The organism is Thermococcus sp. JCM 11816 (assembly GCF_055396515.1).
In genome coordinates, this window is the sequence record NZ_AP043741.1 from 1824052 (window position 1) to 1837317 (window position 13266).

Sequence of the window (13266 nt, forward strand, 5' to 3'; positions counted from 1 at the left end):
TTAAAAACGCTCTGCAAAATGAGGTTGCGAGGTGAGAGTATGAAGCCCATGTACAGGTCAAGGTCATGGAGGAGGAAGTACGTCAGGACTCCCGGTGGAAGGACCGTCATCCACTTCGAGAGAAGGAAGCCAAAGATAGCCCACTGCGCTATGTGCGGCAGGCCGCTCAACGGCGTCCCGCGCGGCAGGCCTAGCGAGCTCAGGAAGCTTCCGAAGACCAAGAAGAGGCCCGAGAGGCCCTACCCGAACCTCTGCCCGAGCTGCATGAGGAAGGTCATGAAGGCCCAGGTTAGGGCTTCAATCACTGCCTGACGTGGTGCGGAATGCCCAAGGGCTGCCTCGTCATAACCGTCAGCGGTCTGGCAGGGTCCGGCACAACAACCCTCTGCAGGAACCTCGCCAAGCACTACGGCTTCAAGCACGTCTACGCCGGGCTTATATTCAGACAGATGGCCAAGGAAATGGGTATGACCCTCGAGGAGTTTCAGAAGTACGTGGAGCTACACCCTGAGATAGACAGGGAAATTGACAGAAGGCAGATCGAGGCAGCCAAGGAGTGCAACGTCGTTATTGAAGGCCGCCTCGCTGGCTGGATGGTCAAGAATGCTGACCTGAAAATCTGGCTTGACGCTCCGATAATGGAGCGCGCCAAGAGGGTTGCCAAGAGGGAAGGCATCTCCGTTGAGGAGGCCTTCGTTAAGATAGCCGAGAGGGAGAAGCAGAACAGGAAAAGGTATTTAAACCTCTACGGAATCGACATCGAGGACAAGTCCATTTATGACTTGATTATTAACACGGCCCACTGGGGCCCCGATGGCGTCTTCGCGATTGTGAAGGCCGCCATCGACCACCTTTCCCCCAGCGGTGACGCGGGGGAGGATGAAAAAGAAAAGGAGGTGGGATGAATGCCAGCTATTGAGGTTGGAAGGATTGCCGTCGTTATCGCCGGAAGGAGGGCTGGACAGAAGGTCGTCGTTGCCGACATAATCGACAAGAACTTCGTCCTCGTTACCGGTGCTGGCCTCAACAAGGTCAAGCGCAGGAGGATGAACGTCAAGCACCTCGAGCCCCTTCCGGAAAAGGTCAACATTCAGCGCGGCGCTTCCGACGAGGAGATCAAGGCTGCCCTCGAGGGGGCTGGAATCAGCCTCGAGTGAGGGGCCTTCCCCTCACAATTCTCATTCTCGGTTCTGGTTCTTTGTTCTGCCTTTTGTATCCCAAGATTTTATAGCCCTGTTCTGGGCATAAACTTTGGTGAGAGGTTATGAAGACTGCCCTAATTACTGGCGCCACCGGCGGCATTGGGAGGGCACTGTCAGAGAGGCTTGTTAGGCAGGGCTACCACGTAATCTGTGTTGCGAGGAGAGAGGATAAGCTCAGGGAGCTATCCAAGGCCCTGAAAAGCTTTGATTACATAGCTGCTGACCTTTCCGACACGGAAGCTCCGGCCAAAATCAGGGATGCTTTAGCTAGTATGGGAATAAGAAAGCTCGACCTGCTCATAAACAACGCTGGCTACGCCATCAGAAAGCCCCTCCTGGAGCATTCCAGTGAAGAGCTTGAGAACATATTCAGAGTAAACGTCTTTACTCCCATCTGGCTTACGAAGGAGCTCCTCCCGTTTCTCGGGAAGGGCTCAAAGGTCGTCTTTGTAATAAGCGGCGTTGCCTTTGTCAATGTCCCTGAGATCCCCTCATACTGCGCCACCAAAGGTGCGCTCCATTATCTAACTGTGAACCTAGAGAAGGAGCTGGCGGAGCTGGGAATAAGCACGATTAGAGTCTATCCCAAGCAGGTGAAGAGCGAGTTCTGGAAGGGTAAGATTCCCAGGGGGTCAATCGAACCTGAGCGGGTAGCCGATGCGGTGCTTAACGGCATTAAAAAGAACAAGCGTGAGGTCTTTGTGCCCGGCTACCTGAAGCTCGTTAAATACCTGCCCAACTGGCCCGTCTTTACATACCGCTTCAGATATTAGGTGGATTTATAAAGCGGGGAACAAACTTAGACCGATAACGCTTATTGGTGATGATCATGGCGAGGGACGAAGTGAGGAGGATCCTTCCCGCTGACATCAAGAGGGAAGTGGTTGTGAAGGACGAGAAGGCCGAGACGAATCCGAAGTGGGGCTTTCCGCCGGAGAAACGGCCAATCGAGATGCACATCCAGTTCGGCATAATCAACCTCGACAAGCCGCCCGGGCCGACGAGCCACGAGGTCGTCGCCTGGGTCAAGAGGATACTGAACCTTAACAAGGCAGGACACGGTGGAACGCTAGATCCGAAGGTCAGTGGAGTCCTTCCGGTTGCCCTGGAGAGAGCAACAAGGGTTGTGCAGGCCCTTCTGCCAGCTGGAAAGGAGTACGTGGCTTTGATGCACCTCCACGGCGACGTTCCCGAGGACAAGATACTCGCCGTTATGAGGGAGTTCCAGGGAGAGATAATACAGAGGCCGCCGCTGAGGAGTGCGGTAAAGAGGAGGCTCAGGACGAGGAAGGTCTACTACATAGACGTGCTGGAGATAGAGGGCAGGGACGTTCTCTTCAGGGTTGGAGTCGAGGCTGGAACCTACATCCGTTCGCTCATACACCACCTCGGCCTCGCCCTCGGGGTCGGTGCCCACATGGCCGAGCTCAGGAGAACGAGAAGTGGCCCTTTCAAGGAGGATGAGACCCTCGTAACGCTCCATGACCTCGTGGACTACTACCACTTCTGGAAGGAGGACGGGGTTGAGGAGTACTTCAGGAAGGCAATCCAGCCGATGGAGAAGGCAGTAGAACATTTGCCCAAGGTCTGGATAAGGGACTCTGCAGTTGCCGCTGTTACTCACGGCGCTGATTTAGCAGTTCCTGGCGTAGTCAAGCTCCACAAGGGAATAAAGAAGGGAGACCTCGTTGCAATAATGACCCTCAAGGACGAGCTTGTTGCACTAGGCAAAGCCATGATGACAACCGGTGAGATGCTCCAGAAGAGCAAGGGCATAGCGGTCGATGTGGACAAGGTCTTCATGCCGAGGGACTGGTATCCCAAGCTGTGGAAGGAGAAAGAGTGATTTCTCTTTCCCTTCTTTGGGGTGCTTTTCATGGAGGGGAGGAAGGGCCTCAAGCTGGTAATTGAGACCGTTGTTGGTATGATTTCCATATTAATGGCCCTCCTCTTTTTGGGGGCCCGCAGTGGTAGAGAAACCATAGATGCTGGACTGCTCGTGACGATGTTTGCACTTCTCCCGCTCTTCGGAGTTTCTGCTCTCTTTTTCATCGGCCGCTATCTTGAGAAGCACGGCTATCGGAGGGAAGACGTTAAGCGGCTCCACGTAATCCTCGAGGAGAACTGGGGCAGGGACAGGTTTGTGAAGGATGTACAGGAAATAATTGGTCATCACATAATCGTTTGGTATCTGCTCGGCATGGCCCTCTTTTTGACCGGAAACGTTGTGGGGGCGGCAATTTCCGTGGTCGCCATGTTTCTGGAAATTTTTTCGTTTATCCCTATCTTCCTCCTCATGGTGCAGTGGATATTAGACATTCCCTTCACTTTGTATGCTCTCGCCTCTGGGAAGGAATGGACGGTAACATCGGCTAGGGACCTCGGCCTGTGGATTATACAGACCTCTCTGTTCGGTGCCGGTTTGCTGGTTGGTGTTTACCTCCTGGGACACATTGTAGAAAGTTCTTCCATTGAGATGGTCGATGAACTTTTGAGGTTGGGCAGAAACGATCAGCTCTTCAAAGACCTTCTTCTACTGTCCGCTCAGAGTGCCGCCTTTGGTACCGTTGAGGCCTATCTATTCCCGAAGCGGGGGAAGCTTGGCTTCCTTGTCCTCCTCCTTGTTGCGGTGTTGGGTGCAGCTATTGCGTGGAATCTAATACGGGGAGTTTAGCTTTCCTTCACCTTTATAAACCCCTTATCGAATCCCCGACCATGAGCCACTACTACTCAGAAGAGCCGAGCACTCCGCTGAAGACGAAGACTATCGAAGTCTGCGTTAGAGGGCACTGTTTCAAGTTCATCACAGCGAGCGGGGTTTTCTCCTTCGGCAGGCTCGACAGGGGAACGGAACTCCTCATCGAGAGCATGGTTCTTCAGCCAGGGTGGAGGGTCCTTGACCTCGGCTGTGGATACGGTCCCATAGGCATCGTTGCCTCTCGCTTTGTGGATTATGTCGTCATGACTGATGTAAACCGCAGGGCGGTCAGCATAGCGAAGAAAAACTTAAAAATCAACGGCGTTAGGAACGCAGAGGTTCGCTGGGGGAGTCTCTACGAACCGGTCGCTGGAGAAAAGTTCGACTCCATAATCACGAACCCCCCTGTGCACGCAGGGAAGGAAGTCCTGAGGGAAATAGTTATAAACGCTCCACGGCATCTGAACGATGGTGGCTACCTCCAGCTGGTCATCAAGACCAAGCAGGGGGCAAAGTATATTAAGTCCCTCATGGATGAGACTTTCACCGAAGTGAGAGAGCTCGCGAAGGGGAGCGGCTATCGGGTGTATGCCGGGATCGCCTAGCCTGGGATGGCGCGGGCCTTGAGAGCCCGTGGCCGTATGGCCACCGGGGTTCAAATCCCCGTCCCGGCGCCAAAATCCCTTATCGTTTCAAAGGGATGTGGAGGTGTATTCGTAATGACCGAGAACTTTAGGCACATCGTCCGTGTTGCGGGAGTGGATATAGACGGACATAAGCAGGTTAGGTGGGCCCTTACGGGCATAAAGGGCATCGGCATAAACTTCGCCACAATGGTGCTCAGGGTTGCAGGAATAGACCCGTTCATGAAGGCAGGTTACCTCACCGACGAGCAGGTGAAGAAGATCGAGGAGATACTCGCTGACCCGGTCGCCCACGGAATACCCGCTTGGGCCGTAAACAGGCCGAAGGACTACGAGACTGGCAAGGACATGCACCTCATCACTGCCAAGCTCGTTATGGCCTGGCGTGAGGATGTCAACAGGCTCAGGAGGATCAGGGCTTACCGCGGTATAAGGCACGAGCTCGGTCTCCCTGTCAGGGGACAGAGGACCAGGTCCAACTTCAGGCACGGTACAACCGTCGGTGTGAGCAGAAGGAAGAAGTGAGGTGGTGTAAATGGGAGACCCGAAGAGGCAGAGGAAGAAGTACGAAACTCCCTCTCACCCGTGGATTAAGGAGAGGCTTGACCGCGAGAGGGTTCTGAAGAGGAACTACGCCCTCAAGAACAAGAAGGAGCTCTGGCGCCACGAGACCCAGCTCAAGGAGTTCAGGCGTAGGGCTAGAAGGCTCCTTGCGGCCCGTGGAAAGCAGGCCGAAATCGAGAGGCAGCAGCTCCTCCAGAGGCTCTACAGGCTTGGCCTTCTTCCGGCCGATGCAGTCCTCGATGATGTTCTCTCGCTCACCGTTGAGGACGTCCTTGAGAGGAGGCTTCAGACCATCGTCTACAGGAAGGGCCTCGCCAGGACTATGAAGCAGGCTAGGCAGCTCATCGTTCACGGCCACATCGAGGTTAACGGTCAGGTCATCCGCTCTCCTGGCTACCTCGTCCTCCGCGAGGAGGAGGACACGATAACCTACGCCAAGGGCTCACCCTTCGCCAAGGAGGGCCACCCCGAGAGGATGGTTATCGAACAGGCTAAGCAGGGTGGTGAGGCATGAGCGAGGAGCAGACCACTCAGGTTAACATAAAGAAGAAGGAGAAGTGGGGTGTCGCCCACATCTACTCCTCATACAACAACACCATCATCCACATCACGGACCTCACCGGGGCCGAGACCATCTCCAGGTGGAGCGGTGGTATGGTCGTCAAGGCCGACAGGGACGAGCCCTCACCGTATGCTGCTATGATAGCCGCGAGAAGGGCCGCCGAAGAGGCCATGGAGAAGGGCATCACCGGCGTCCACATCAAGGTCCGCGCCCCTGGAGGAAGCAAGAGCAAGAGCCCGGGACCAGGTGCTCAGGCAGCCATTAGGGCCCTCTCCAGGGCCGGCCTTAGGATTGGAAGGGTTGAGGACGTCACCCCGATCCCGCACGACGGTACCAGGCCGAAGGGCGGGAGAAGGGGCAGGCGCGTCTGATCCCCTACAACTTCTTTTTTGGTGATGCCAATGGTAGAGTTCAAGATTCTTGAGAAGAGGCCCGACTCAATAAAGTTCATCGTCAGCGGCGTTGATGTACCGTTCGCGAACGCCCTTAGAAGGACTATTCTCTCGGAAGTCCCAACCTTTGCCGTTGATGAGGTCGAGTTCCTAGAGAACGATTCTGCACTTTTCGACGAGATAATAGCGCACAGGCTTGCCATGATACCGCTCACGACTCCTCATGAGAGGTTCTCGCTCGATGCCCTTGAGCTTGATGACTACACGGTTACCCTCTCGCTTGAGGCTGAGGGCCCTGGCATGGTGTACTCGGGCGACCTCAAGAGTAGCGATGGAGATGTAAAGCCCGCCAACCCGAACATCCCCATAGTAAAGCTCGCAGAAGGTCAGAGACTAACGTTCAACGCTTATGCGAGGCTCGGCCGCGGAAAGGATCACGCCAAGTGGCAACCGGGCTTCGTGTACTACAAGTACCTGACCAAGATACACGTCAGCAAAGACGTTCCCGACTGGGAGGAGCTCAAAGAGCTCGCTGAGAGGCGCGGACTCCCCGTCGAGGAGAGTGATGAGGAGATAGTCATAACCACGATAAAGGCCTTTTACCTGCCCAGGAAGTTCGAGGAGCACATGGGTAGGGGGATCAGAGAGGAGATAGTGCCCGGTTCATTCGTGTTTACCGTCGAAACGAACGGTGAACTTCCCGTTGAGGAAATCGTGAGCATAGCGCTCAAAATACTCATGAGGAAGAGCGATAGATTTATAAACGAGCTCCATAAATTAGCCGACTGACGCGGGGGTAGCCGAGCCTGGCCAAAGGCGCGGGATTCAGGGTCCCGTCCCGTAGGGGTTCCGGGGTTCAAATCCCCGCCCCCGCACCATAATTACGCTCACCCCGTCCGACTGTCGGTTTCCCTGCGAGAGCTGTGAGGAGGTATGTTCATGGTTAAGAGAACTGGACCGACCGATATTAACCTGAGAAGGCTCATCCGCACCCTCAGGAAAAAGTCAAACGAGGAAGGAGTCAAGATATGGAAGGACATCGCCTGGCGCCTTGAGAAGCCCAGGAGGCAGAGGGCTGAGGTGAACATCAGCAGGATCAACCGCTACACCAAGGATGGCGATGTTGTTATCGTCCCGGGAAGCGTCCTCGGTGCAGGAAGGCTTGAGCACAAGGTCGTCGTTGCAGCTTGGAAGTTCAGCGAGGCAGCCAGGAGGAAGATAATCGAGGCCGGTGGAGAGGCCATAAGCATTGAGGAGCTTATGGAGAGAAACCCGAAGGGTAGTGGAGTAATCATAATGGAGTGATGGGCCATGAGGATAATTAACGCTGAAGGACTCATACTCGGAAGGCTCGCCTCGAAGGTCGCCAAGATGCTCCTCGAGGGCGAGGAGGTAGTCATCGTCAACGCCGAAAAGGCCATCATCACCGGCAACAGGGAGGACATCTTCGCCAAGTACAAGCAGAGGACCGAGCTCAGAACCAGGACCAACCCGAGGAGGGGTCCGTTCTATCCGAAGAGGAGCGACGAGATCGTCAGGAGAACTGTTAGGGGCATGCTCCCCTGGAAGACCGACCGCGGAAGGAAGGCCTTCAAGAGGCTCAAGGTCTACGTCGGAGTTCCCAAGGAGTTCGAGGGCAAGGAGTTCGAGACCATAAGCGAGGCCCACATGTCGAGGCTTGCCACTCCGAAGTACGTTACCGTTGGAGAGGTCGCGAAGTTCCTCGGTGGAAAGTTCTGAGGTGAGAAAAATGAGGGTCATCCAGACTGCTGGTAAGAGGAAGACGGCCGTTGCGAGGGCCACTATAAGGGAAGGAAAGGGCCGCGTCAGGATCAACCACAAGCCCGTCGAGATCATCGAGCCGGAGATAGCGCGCTTCACCATCATGGAGCCGCTCATCCTTGCAGGTGAAGAGATCGTCAGCAAGGTTGACATAGACGTCAAGGTTGAGGGCGGAGGCTTCATGGGCCAGGCTGAGGCAGCTAGAGTTGCCATAGCCAGGGCCCTCGTTGAGTGGACCAACGACATGAACCTGAAGGAAAAGTTTATGAAGTACGACAGGACAATGCTCGTCGGCGACAGCAGGAGAACCGAGCCCCACAAGCCCAACCGCTCAACCAAGGGTCCGAGGGCCAAGAGGCAGAAGTCATACCGCTGATGCCTTTCCTTTAACCCTTTGAGGTGTGAAAAATGATAGTCCCCGTCAGGTGCTTCACCTGCGGAAAGGTGCTCGCAGACAAGTACTACGAGTTCAAGAAGAGGGTTGAGGCCGGGGAAGACCCGGGTAAGGTCCTCGACGACCTCGGTGTTGAGAGGTACTGCTGCAGGAGAACCCTGCTGAGCCACGTAGAGCTGATCGACCAGGTAATGGTTTATAAAGTCTACTAAAAACCGCATTTCTGGGCGGGGCCGTGGGGTAGCTTGGTCTATCCTCCCGGCTTGGGGTGCCGGAGACCCGGGTTCAAATCCCGGCGGCCCCACCAAAATTTGATCTGTGCACAGGAAGTGGGGTGGTAGTCGTGTTTAGGTACACCCGCTTTGAAAAGGCCCGCATCATTGGAGCCAGGGCTCTCCAGATAGCGATGGGAGCCCCGGTGCTAATCGATGTACCCGAGGGAATTACTCCCCTTCAGGCGGCTCTCCTCGAGTTCGAGAAAGGTGTGATACCGATCACCGTAATAAGGCCGAGCTGATGAGAGATGACGGTGATAGAGAACATAGTCGGCAGGGTAACAGTACTCAGGGGCGGCAGGTATTCGGTTGAGGTTGACGTTATAACTAGCTCGGGTTTTGGCAGGTTCGCCGCCCCGGTAGACGAGAATCCGGATCTCTACATAGCGGAAGCCCACAGGGCCGTCAGTGAGGTTGACGAGATAATAGGGCCAGAGCTTATCGGGTTTGACGCAACGGAGCAGGAGCTTATAGACAGCTATCTGTGGGAGATAGACGGCACCGAGGACTTCAGCCACATCGGTGCAAACACGGCCTTAGCTGTATCGGTTGCCACGGCAAAGGCAGCAGCCAGCGAGAAGAACCTTCCGCTCTACACTTACCTTGGCGGGACGTTCACCACTGAACTCCCAGTCCCGATACTTGAGTTCGCGAGCGACAGTGAGTTTGACTACTACGTAATGGTGCGCGACCTGATGGAGATAACCGATGTTGTCGATGCCGTAAACGGCGTGCTCTCCAACCTCAAAGAGGCGACTGTTGAAGGGTACTCGGAGGCAACAGAAAAAGCCAGCAGTGAGCTCGGTCTCGATGTTGCTCTGGGACTCGCCCAGAAGGCTCCCATGGACATGGAAAAACTGCTGACCCTCGTTGAAGACAACAACGTGGCTTATCTAAAACCAATAGGTGACGAGGAGCTCTTCCTTGAGCTTATTGCCGGAACTCACGGTGTTTTTATAGATGGAGAGTACCTGTTCCGCCAGAAGGACATACTAGACAGGCGCTACTACAACGCCCTGTCCATAAAGCCGATAAATCTGGGCACGCTCACCGACTTATACAATCTTATTAACGACGCAAAGTCGGAGAGGATTGTTCCGATCCTCGCGGAGGCTCGTTTTGAGTCCTCCGACGAGGCGCTCGCCCACATGGCCGTGGGCTTTAGGTGTCCGGCGGTGGTGCTCCGCAAGGACTCCATCGCCAAGCTCAACGAGCTGATAAGGATAGCCGAAGACCTTGGTGAAAGGGGTAGGGTGATAACGTTTGAAGGATGAGGAGGTGTGAAAGATGGAGGAGTATCTCGTTCCGCTCGACCAGTACCTCGCTGCCGGTGTCCACATCGGCACCCAGCAGAAGACCAAGGACATGAAGAAGTTCATATACAGGGTAAGGCAGGACGGACTCTACGTCCTCGACGTTAGGAAGACCGATGAGAGGCTTCGTGTCGCTGGAAAGTTCCTTGCCAAGTTCGACCCCGAGAGCATACTTGCCGTGAGCGTCAGGCTCTACGGCCAGAGGCCCGTTAAGAAGTTCGGTGAGGTCACTGGCGCCAAAGCTATACCCGGTCGTTTCCTTCCAGGAACTATGACCAACCCGCAGGTCAAGAACTTCATTGAGCCCGACGTTCTCATAGTTACCGACCCGAGGGCCGACCACCAGGCCCTTAAGGAGGCCGTTGAGATTGGAATACCCATAGTGGCCCTCGTTGACACCGAGAACTTCCTGAGCTACGTTGATATCGCAATCCCAACCAACAACAAGGGCAGGAAGGCTCTCGCCCTCATCTACTGGATACTTGCCAGGGAAGTCCTCTACAACAGGAAGGAGATCGAGAGCAGGGAAGACTTCAAGATACCGGTTGAGGACTTCGAGATGAGGATCATAAGAACCTGAGGGGAAAATTTTTAACGCCCCTCGCTTTACTTTCCCTCGCGCGGGGGTGCCCGAGCCTGGCCAAAGGGGGCGGACTTAAGATCCGCTGCCGTAGGGCTGCGCGGGTTCGAATCCCGTCCCCCGCACCAAAGGTTTAAAAGTTCCAGATCAAAGGGTTGCAGGCTTTAAGGTTATCGAGGTGATAAGAATGGCGAGATTCCCTGAGGCTGAGGCTAGGATCTTTAGGAAACTCGTGTGCATGCGCTGCGGTGCCACTAACCCGTGGGGCGCAAAGAAGTGCAGAAAGTGCGGCTACAAGGGCCTTCGCCCGAAGGCCAGAGAACCGCGCGGTGGAGGACGCTGATCACTCCCCCTTCAGTTTTTTCAATGTTTCTTCGAGGAAGTTTATTCCCTCTTTTAGGAGTTCTTCTCCCTTTGGTGTAAGCTTGTAGTACTTCCTGGCGGGTTTACCCCCGGTCGTCTCCTGCCATTCTGAGGTTACGTATCCCTCTTTCTCAAGCTTGTAAAGCACCACGTAAGAGCTGACTGTGGCAGGTTCAAAGTTGAAAGCCTCTTTTATCTTCTCCTTTAGCTCGTAGGCGTACATGGGGCGCTCTTTCAAAAGCCGGAGTATGTAGAGCCATAGAACTTCCTTTGTAATCTTGTTTTGCAATCTCTCTAGGGGGGTTGTCATACTCTCACCCTTTTGTTCTTTGTGAAATATTTTAGATCCATATAATTTAAGGGTTTTGCCGACAAAAGGTTTATCTTTCTTCTCGCCCGATTTGCTAGTGGTGGTCTCATGGAGTTCGACATGGGCGGGATGTTTGGGGACTTGGGTGTCGGTGCAATAGTGGGCTTTGTAACAGGATACGCTCTGAAGAAGTTCGTGAAAATCGTGATGACATTAATAGGAGCCTACCTTTTGAGCCTCTTCTGGCTCCAGCAGAAGGGAGTGATAACAATAAACACTGACAAGCTCTTCAACCTGAGTGAGAACGTGACCCAGCAGGTACTAGGTCTTGGACAGAAGGCTCTTGGGATACTCCCAGGTACCGGTGCGTTTGTTGCAGGCTTCTACTTAGGGTTCAAAAAAGGTTAAAGGGGTCAGACCTTTCCATGATAGAGTATCTTGATGAGCTCTTCCGGAAGGCCCTCTTTCTTGATTTTCTCCTCTATGAGCTTTTTCTCGTCATCATAGTCCACTTCTATGAACTTGGTGTGTAGAGTGTCCACATCAACGAGGGCAAAGGTTGCTTTGTGGTTCTTGCCTGGTGGGTATCCAATGCTTCCGGGACAGATGACTCTACCGTAACGGGTCATAGCGTTGACCGGATACTTGGGTGATGCAACAAAGAGTATCTCATAGTCTTTGACCGGCCTCATGATGGCTTCGTAGTAGCTGGTCGGCTGGTCTGGCAGTACAACTCCTCCAAACGGGTTCAGAGGACTTCCATAGACTCCGAATATGTCGTTCTTTCCAATCTTGTCGACAAGGTATATTGGAAGGTCCCTTATGAACTCGCGCCCTTCGTGACCAAGGGCTTCCCAGGTGTACTTGAGGGCCTTCTTTATGTAGTCGGGATATTCAACCTTGTCAATGTAGTCCGGTCCTTCCGCGTGGGGGTCGCTCTCGGCTATTACCTGGTCGAACTCACCTCTGATGACCTTGACTGTGTTGTTCCTGATGAGGTCGTCAAGAGTGTCAAGGACTTCCTTCGGGTAGGGGAATAGACCAACGATGTTGCCCAGAACATAGTACTTCTCTATTTCATACCCTTCCTCCTTTAGGGCCTCTATCTTTTCAAGGGCCTTTGCCAGTGCTGGAAGGTTGCCGTTGATGTTCGCGAGAACGGCCACGTACACCATGGCCACCACCTCCTTTTTTCTTACCTGAAGAAAATAAAAGTGTTGAAGTATTTAAGCCTTTCGTTTCCAGCAAGCTTTTGGAAAAAGCTTGACCAAAAGTGTGCCCTTCTTCTCGAACTTTGCTTATCGGGAGTGTATGCTCCCCAGAAAGCAGGTTCGCGTGTGGGTTTGTTCTTAAAAATCTCTCGTTAATTGTGATTTCGAACTTTCTTTTTAGCGCTCTTCGAGCGCTATACTGTGGGGAAAATCCTGTAAGTCTGGCAACTCGAAAGTAAACCCGCTCAAAAGCCAGCTCATTAAAAACGCATACCTCTTTTCCGCCATCCGGTAAGGACGCTTGAACGCTAGTGAAAGCGGCGCTGAAGCTTTTGGGAAAAGCTTGACCAAAAGTTTGTAGCTCTTCTTCAAGGAGAGTTTTATTTTAAGATTTTAGACTGCAAGTGCTCATTTTTGAGTGAGAACCTTTTAGGAAGCTTCTTGAAGAGGGTGTTTTCTTTTCTTTGATGCCTTTTGGGCGTCGATTTTGAGTTAAACACACGTTGGCAGGGTGGATTAAGGGTTCTCACTCTCAAAAAGCCATTTGAGTTGGAAAATCACGGTGAATTGGCATTCCGAAAAAGAGCTACGAACCTTGATCAAACTTCGCGCAGGAAGCTTTTAGAAAAAGCTTCACCAAAAGTGTGTGCCCTTCTCCTCGATCTCGCCTGTTAGGGAGTGTATGCTCTCAAGAAGGCAGGCTCGCGCGGGTTTAACTCCAAAATCCCCGCGCTAATTGTGATTTTTGACTTTCTTTTTAGTGCCCTTCGGGCACTATACGGTGAGAAAATCCTTTTGAATCAGCCAATTGGAAGTAAACCCTTCAAAAGCAGGCATATCTAAAAAGAAAGCATACCAATCTTCCGCCAGCGCTTGCGCAAGCAAGGGCTGATGGCGGACCGGCGGGGCTTCGAACCCCGGACCTGCGGCTTAGGAGGCCGCCGCCCTATCCTGGCTAGGCTACCGGTCCACTGCC

23 protein-coding genes and 5 tRNA genes are annotated in these 13266 nt (G+C 53.6%); 24 read left to right on the forward strand and 4 right to left on the reverse strand.

The genetic code is table 11. The annotated features are described in order from the left end of the window. Positions 1–39 precede the first annotated feature (39 nt). The 23 genes from ACZ5TN_RS10130 to ACZ5TN_RS10240 all read left to right on the forward strand — a co-directional run bounded on the left by ACZ5TN_RS10130 (position 40) and on the right by ACZ5TN_RS10240 (position 10749). Positions 40–312 (forward strand): 50S ribosomal protein L34e, encoded by a 273-nt coding sequence (locus ACZ5TN_RS10130; protein WP_054839848.1) that lies wholly within the window; start codon positions 40–42, stop codon positions 310–312. Positions 313–323: 11 nt separating this feature from the next. Next, on the forward strand, positions 324–905 hold the full coding sequence (gene cmk, locus ACZ5TN_RS10135; RefSeq protein WP_464916649.1) for a (d)CMP kinase: 582 nt from the start codon (positions 324–326) through the stop codon (positions 903–905). After that, entirely contained in the window at positions 906–1157 is a 252-nt protein-coding gene (locus tag ACZ5TN_RS10140) for a 50S ribosomal protein L14e (RefSeq protein WP_464916650.1), read from the forward strand. A gap of 107 nt (positions 1158–1264) precedes the next feature. Further along, positions 1265–1975: an SDR family NAD(P)-dependent oxidoreductase gene (locus ACZ5TN_RS10145; RefSeq protein WP_464916651.1), complete on the forward strand. Its 711-nt coding sequence runs from the start codon at positions 1265–1267 to the stop codon at positions 1973–1975. A 56-nt stretch (positions 1976–2031) separates the two neighbouring features. After that, on the forward strand, positions 2032–3048 hold the full coding sequence (locus tag ACZ5TN_RS10150) for an RNA-guided pseudouridylation complex pseudouridine synthase subunit Cbf5 (protein ID WP_464917622.1): 1017 nt from the start codon (positions 2032–2034) through the stop codon (positions 3046–3048). 30 nt (positions 3049–3078) lie between these two features. After that, the gene (locus ACZ5TN_RS10155; protein ID WP_464916652.1) at positions 3079–3876 is read left to right on the forward strand and encodes a hypothetical protein; all 798 of its coding nucleotides are present in this window, start codon (positions 3079–3081) and stop codon (positions 3874–3876) included. Positions 3877–3917: 41 nt separating this feature from the next. Beyond that, positions 3918–4505 (forward strand): class I SAM-dependent methyltransferase, encoded by a 588-nt coding sequence (locus tag ACZ5TN_RS10160; protein WP_011250458.1) that lies wholly within the window; start codon positions 3918–3920, stop codon positions 4503–4505. Next, positions 4491–4577 (forward strand) — tRNA-Ser (locus ACZ5TN_RS10165). Before ACZ5TN_RS10160 ends, ACZ5TN_RS10165 begins: the two co-directional genes overlap by 15 nt. 42 nt (positions 4578–4619) lie before the next feature. Then, positions 4620–5069, forward strand: coding sequence for a 30S ribosomal protein S13 (locus ACZ5TN_RS10170; protein ID WP_011250457.1), 450 nt, complete (start codon positions 4620–4622; stop codon positions 5067–5069). A gap of 10 nt (positions 5070–5079) precedes the next feature. Next, positions 5080–5622 carry a 30S ribosomal protein S4 gene (locus ACZ5TN_RS10175; RefSeq protein WP_011250456.1) on the forward strand — a complete coding sequence of 181 codons (543 nt, stop codon included), beginning with the start codon at positions 5080–5082 and terminating at the stop codon, positions 5620–5622. After that, positions 5619–6041 (forward strand): 30S ribosomal protein S11, encoded by a 423-nt coding sequence (locus ACZ5TN_RS10180; protein ID WP_011250455.1) that lies wholly within the window; start codon positions 5619–5621, stop codon positions 6039–6041. Before ACZ5TN_RS10175 ends, ACZ5TN_RS10180 begins: the two co-directional genes overlap by 4 nt. A gap of 30 nt (positions 6042–6071) precedes the next feature. Continuing rightward, positions 6072–6851, forward strand: coding sequence for a DNA-directed RNA polymerase subunit D (locus ACZ5TN_RS10185; protein ID WP_464917623.1), 780 nt, complete (start codon positions 6072–6074; stop codon positions 6849–6851). A 1-nt stretch (position 6852) separates the two neighbouring features. Continuing rightward, positions 6853–6940, forward strand: a tRNA-Leu gene (locus ACZ5TN_RS10190). 61 nt (positions 6941–7001) lie between these two features. Next, positions 7002–7367 carry a 50S ribosomal protein L18e gene (locus tag ACZ5TN_RS10195; protein WP_054839856.1) on the forward strand — a complete coding sequence of 122 codons (366 nt, stop codon included), beginning with the start codon at positions 7002–7004 and terminating at the stop codon, positions 7365–7367. Positions 7368–7373: 6 nt separating this feature from the next. Continuing rightward, entirely contained in the window at positions 7374–7802 is a 429-nt protein-coding gene (rplM, locus tag ACZ5TN_RS10200; RefSeq protein ID WP_011250452.1) for a 50S ribosomal protein L13, read from the forward strand. A gap of 10 nt (positions 7803–7812) precedes the next feature. Beyond that, positions 7813–8220, forward strand: a complete 408-nt coding sequence (locus ACZ5TN_RS10205) for a 30S ribosomal protein S9 (protein WP_062390029.1) — start codon at positions 7813–7815, stop codon at positions 8218–8220. Between the two features lie 32 nt (positions 8221–8252). After that, a complete protein-coding gene (locus tag ACZ5TN_RS10210; protein ID WP_011250450.1) occupies positions 8253–8450 on the forward strand; it encodes a DNA-directed RNA polymerase subunit N in 198 nt (65 codons plus the stop codon). Positions 8451–8467: 17 nt separating this feature from the next. After that, a tRNA-Pro gene (locus tag ACZ5TN_RS10215) sits at positions 8468–8545 on the forward strand. 36 nt (positions 8546–8581) lie between these two features. Further along, positions 8582–8755 carry a DNA-directed RNA polymerase subunit K gene (locus ACZ5TN_RS10220; protein ID WP_011250449.1) on the forward strand — a complete coding sequence of 58 codons (174 nt, stop codon included), beginning with the start codon at positions 8582–8584 and terminating at the stop codon, positions 8753–8755. Positions 8756–8761: 6 nt separating this feature from the next. Further along, a complete protein-coding gene (locus ACZ5TN_RS10225) occupies positions 8762–9787 on the forward strand; it encodes a hypothetical protein (protein ID WP_464916653.1) in 1026 nt (341 codons plus the stop codon). 13 nt (positions 9788–9800) lie between these two features. After that, entirely contained in the window at positions 9801–10406 is a 606-nt protein-coding gene (rpsB, locus tag ACZ5TN_RS10230; protein WP_011250447.1) for a 30S ribosomal protein S2, read from the forward strand. Positions 10407–10446: 40 nt separating this feature from the next. After that, positions 10447–10534: transfer RNA gene (locus ACZ5TN_RS10235), tRNA-Leu, on the forward strand. Positions 10535–10593: 59 nt separating this feature from the next. Then, entirely contained in the window at positions 10594–10749 is a 156-nt protein-coding gene (locus ACZ5TN_RS10240) for a 50S ribosomal protein L40e (protein WP_011250446.1), read from the forward strand. Here the strand turns inward: ACZ5TN_RS10240 and ACZ5TN_RS10245 are convergent, their stop codons facing one another. Next, entirely contained in the window at positions 10750–11079 is a 330-nt protein-coding gene (locus ACZ5TN_RS10245; RefSeq protein ID WP_011250445.1) for a PadR family transcriptional regulator, read from the reverse strand. A 108-nt stretch (positions 11080–11187) separates the two neighbouring features. Here ACZ5TN_RS10245 and ACZ5TN_RS10250 point away from each other — a divergent pair, with 108 nt between their 5' ends. Then, positions 11188–11487, forward strand: coding sequence for an FUN14 domain-containing protein (locus tag ACZ5TN_RS10250; protein WP_464916654.1), 300 nt, complete (start codon positions 11188–11190; stop codon positions 11485–11487). Positions 11488–11492: 5 nt separating this feature from the next. Here ACZ5TN_RS10250 and ACZ5TN_RS10255 read toward each other — a convergent pair whose 3' ends face one another. The 3 genes from ACZ5TN_RS10255 to ACZ5TN_RS10265 form a co-directional block, all read right to left on the reverse strand. Next, complete coding sequence (locus ACZ5TN_RS10255) at positions 11493–12254, reverse strand: metallophosphoesterase family protein (protein ID WP_464917624.1); 762 nt, start codon at positions 12252–12254, stop codon at positions 11493–11495. Between the two features lie 213 nt (positions 12255–12467). Further along, positions 12468–12662 (reverse strand): hypothetical protein, encoded by a 195-nt coding sequence (locus ACZ5TN_RS10260; protein ID WP_464916655.1) that lies wholly within the window; start codon positions 12660–12662, stop codon positions 12468–12470. A 520-nt stretch (positions 12663–13182) separates the two neighbouring features. Then, positions 13183–13260: transfer RNA gene (locus ACZ5TN_RS10265), tRNA-Arg, on the reverse strand. Between the last annotated feature and the right edge of the window lie 6 nt (positions 13261–13266).

Coding starts and splice junctions, on each gene's coding strand:
- ACZ5TN_RS10145 (WP_464916651.1), top strand. CDS start 1,265: ATGAAGACTGCCCTAATTACTGGCGCCACCGGCGGCATTGGGAGGGCA.
- ACZ5TN_RS10155 (WP_464916652.1), top strand. CDS start 3,079: ATGGAGGGGAGGAAGGGCCTCAAGCTGGTAATTGAGACCGTTGTTGGT.
- ACZ5TN_RS10240 (WP_011250446.1), top strand. CDS start 10,594: ATGGCGAGATTCCCTGAGGCTGAGGCTAGGATCTTTAGGAAACTCGTG.
- rplM (WP_011250452.1), top strand. CDS start 7,374: ATGAGGATAATTAACGCTGAAGGACTCATACTCGGAAGGCTCGCCTCG.
- ACZ5TN_RS10225 (WP_464916653.1), top strand. CDS start 8,762: ATGACGGTGATAGAGAACATAGTCGGCAGGGTAACAGTACTCAGGGGC.
- ACZ5TN_RS10195 (WP_054839856.1), top strand. CDS start 7,002: ATGGTTAAGAGAACTGGACCGACCGATATTAACCTGAGAAGGCTCATC.
- ACZ5TN_RS10170 (WP_011250457.1), top strand. CDS start 4,620: ATGACCGAGAACTTTAGGCACATCGTCCGTGTTGCGGGAGTGGATATA.
- ACZ5TN_RS10180 (WP_011250455.1), top strand. CDS start 5,619: ATGAGCGAGGAGCAGACCACTCAGGTTAACATAAAGAAGAAGGAGAAG.
- ACZ5TN_RS10160 (WP_011250458.1), top strand. CDS start 3,918: ATGAGCCACTACTACTCAGAAGAGCCGAGCACTCCGCTGAAGACGAAG.
- ACZ5TN_RS10205 (WP_062390029.1), top strand. CDS start 7,813: ATGAGGGTCATCCAGACTGCTGGTAAGAGGAAGACGGCCGTTGCGAGG.
- ACZ5TN_RS10185 (WP_464917623.1), top strand. CDS start 6,072: ATGGTAGAGTTCAAGATTCTTGAGAAGAGGCCCGACTCAATAAAGTTC.
- ACZ5TN_RS10245 (WP_011250445.1), bottom strand. CDS start 11,079: ATGACAACCCCCCTAGAGAGATTGCAAAACAAGATTACAAAGGAAGTT.
- ACZ5TN_RS10250 (WP_464916654.1), top strand. CDS start 11,188: ATGGAGTTCGACATGGGCGGGATGTTTGGGGACTTGGGTGTCGGTGCA.
- ACZ5TN_RS10255 (WP_464917624.1), bottom strand. CDS start 12,254: ATGGTGTACGTGGCCGTTCTCGCGAACATCAACGGCAACCTTCCAGCA.
- ACZ5TN_RS10175 (WP_011250456.1), top strand. CDS start 5,080: ATGGGAGACCCGAAGAGGCAGAGGAAGAAGTACGAAACTCCCTCTCAC.
- ACZ5TN_RS10210 (WP_011250450.1), top strand. CDS start 8,253: ATGATAGTCCCCGTCAGGTGCTTCACCTGCGGAAAGGTGCTCGCAGAC.
- rpsB (WP_011250447.1), top strand. CDS start 9,801: ATGGAGGAGTATCTCGTTCCGCTCGACCAGTACCTCGCTGCCGGTGTC.
- cmk (WP_464916649.1), top strand. CDS start 324: ATGCCCAAGGGCTGCCTCGTCATAACCGTCAGCGGTCTGGCAGGGTCC.
- ACZ5TN_RS10150 (WP_464917622.1), top strand. CDS start 2,032: ATGGCGAGGGACGAAGTGAGGAGGATCCTTCCCGCTGACATCAAGAGG.
- ACZ5TN_RS10130 (WP_054839848.1), top strand. CDS start 40: ATGAAGCCCATGTACAGGTCAAGGTCATGGAGGAGGAAGTACGTCAGG.
- ACZ5TN_RS10140 (WP_464916650.1), top strand. CDS start 906: ATGCCAGCTATTGAGGTTGGAAGGATTGCCGTCGTTATCGCCGGAAGG.